Source organism: Pseudomonas sp. NPDC086112, assembly GCF_044746425.1.
GTDB lineage: Bacteria > Pseudomonadota > Gammaproteobacteria > Pseudomonadales > Pseudomonadaceae > Aquipseudomonas.
The window spans coordinates 14182-16917 of the sequence record NZ_JBIVCD010000044.1 but is presented as its reverse complement, the minus strand read 5'-3'; the positions used below and the strand labels follow the sequence as shown (position 1 = coordinate 16917).

The window sequence follows — 2736 nt, the reverse complement described above, 5'->3', positions numbered from 1 at the left end:
GGCCCACACCGCGGGCAGATGGCACGCAGGAAGCCCGGACTAATAAGATGGCATTGAAATCCCCCGCGTTTCGTAAAAAATTTCCGTTGTTGGTCACCGGCAGTCTGCTGGCCCTGCAACCTCTAGCCACTTCGTTCGTGGTCGCCGCGGAACAGTATGACTGCTCAGTCTCTGCTTCGGGTGCCTGGGACTGCGCGCCAAAGGCACCGGCTGCTGCATTGCCGCCACGCCCCGTCCATGAGGGCAGCGCAGTTTCCGCCACTGGCGAAGCTGCGGCAGACACCGGCTCCAGCGCAGATACCGGCGCCAAACCCGTGCTGGTTACGGAGTCCAAGGGCCGCGGCTTGAAGTCGCGTAGTGAAGACTACAGTCACCTCGACTGGGTTCCGCGCGAGAAGCTCACCGCAGCGCAATTGGCCGAAACCGGTCCTTACTGCTCTGGTTCCTATATCGAACCGATTCGTCCTGGCATGAATGACAAGACGAGTAAAAGTGACGCTCCGACCTTTCTCGGTGCCAAAGCCTCTCGCTATAAGCAGGATGAGCAGATCGCTACTCTGGCCGGTGACGTCGTTATGCGTCAGGGCAGCATGCAGGTAGAAGCCGACGAAGCGAACCTGTACCAGGCCGAGAGCCGTGGCGAACTGAGCGGCAACGTGCGTGTTCGCGACAACGGCGCACTGATCGTGGGCGACCACGCCGACGTGCAGCTCGACACGGGTGAAGCCAAAGTCGACAACGCCGAATACGTGATGCACAAATCGCGTATCCGCGGTAACGCGCTATATGCCAAACGGGCCGAGAACGCGATCATCCGCCTCAAGGACGGTACGTACACCACGTGCGAACCGGACAGCAACGCCTGGCAGCTCAAGGGCAACAACATCACCTTGAACCCGGCGACCGGTTTCGGTACTGCGACCAACGTGACGCTGCGGGTCAAGGACATTCCGGTTCTGTACACGCCGTACATCTACTTCCCGATCGACGACCGTCGTCAGTCCGGCTTCCTGCCACCGACCATTGGCACCGGCAGCGATACCGGCTTCCTGCTGGTCACTCCGTACTACTTCAACCTGGCACCGAACTACGATGCCACGTTGTACCCGCGCTATATGAGCAAGCGTGGCCTGTTGATGGAAGGCGAGTTCCGCTACCTGACCAAGTCCAGCGAAGGTCAGTTCGGCGCCTCGTACCTCAACGACGAGAACGACGATCGCAAGCTGCAGACTGACTACGAAAAAACCCGCTACATGTACAACTGGCAGCACAAGGGTGGCCTGGACTCGCGCGTATTGACTCAGGTCGATTACACCAAGATCAGCGATCCGTATTACTTCCAGGATTTGCAGACTGATCAGATTGGTGTGAAAAGTGCCGATTTCGTGAATCAGCAAGGTTCTGTCACCTATCGTGGCGACAGCTACACCGCTCGTTTGAATGCCCAGGCTTATCAGCTGGCGACCGTTTCGAACATCACGCCTTATGATCGTTTGCCGCAGATCACCTTCAATGGGCAGCTGCCGTATCATCCGGAAGGTTTGAACTTCGATTACGAGACCGAGATCGTTCGCTTTGATCGCGACCTGAAGAGTGGAACATTCGTCCAGGAGGACGGGATTACCACCGAGCCACGTCTGGATAACAACATCTTTGGTCTGGCACGCGCCAACGGCGACCGTTTGAATCTCAAACCAGGTGTCAGTCTGCCGCTGAACTGGACGTATGGCTTCCTCAAGCCATCGCTCAAGTACCAGTACACGCAGTATCAACTGGATCTGGACGGCAGGGGCAAAAGCGACATTGCTTCGCAAAGCGCGGAGCAGGACAGGGTCAACGGCACGTTCAGTAGCAACCAGAACCGTGGAGTACCGATCGCCAGCATCGACAGCGGCCTGTACTTTGACCGCAACACTTCCTGGTTCGGAAAAAACTACCGTCAGACCCTGGAACCGCGCCTGTTCTATCTCTATGTACCTGAGACAGACCAGGAAGACATTCCGGTATTCGACACTAGCGAATACACCTTCAACTACGCCTCGCTGTTCCGCGACAACCGCTTCTCCGGCTCCGACCGTGTCGGCGACGAGAACAAGCTGTCGCTGGGCGTGACCAACCGCTGGATTGAAGATAACGGCTTCGAACGTCAACGCATCAGCGTCGGCCAGGCCTTGTACTTCAAGGACCGCGAAGTACAGTTGCCAGGTATCGATGCGAAAACCCGCGACGATGCAAAATCCAGTGTTTCGCCTTATGCGCTGGAATACGAATACCGCTGGAACCGCGATTGGCGCACCACCGCCGATTACAACTGGGACCCGGACAGCCGCAGCCCTCGCTCGGGTAGCGCGATGTTCCACTACCAGCCTGAAGACAACCCGAACAAGGTCATCAACGCCGGTTATCGCTATCGCAATGACCAGGTCCGTTATGACCAGAACACCGGTAAATGGTCGGTAGGCGGCGGTGACTACGGTACTCCGGGCACTCCTGGCTATGTGAAGGACTACTACAAGATCAAGCAGCACGACTTCTCGGTGATCTGGCCGATCGTGCCGCAGTGGAACGCCATCAGCCGCTGGCAGTATGACTACAACCGCAACCGTACTCTGGAAGCCTTCGGTGGTTTCGAATACGACAACTGCTGCTGGAAATTGCGCCTGATCAACCGTTACTGGGTCAGCTATGACGAGTTCAGTCAGAACGCCCCGGACACCGACAAAGGCGACCACGGCG

General features: G+C 57.5%; 1 protein-coding gene. It reads left to right on the top strand.

The annotated features are described in order from the left end of the window. Positions 1 to 47: 47 nt before the first annotated feature. Positions 48 to 2736: LPS-assembly protein LptD (locus ACIPLA_RS24015; RefSeq protein ID WP_401176508.1), on the top strand; the 2689-nt coding region annotated here is incomplete at its 3' end.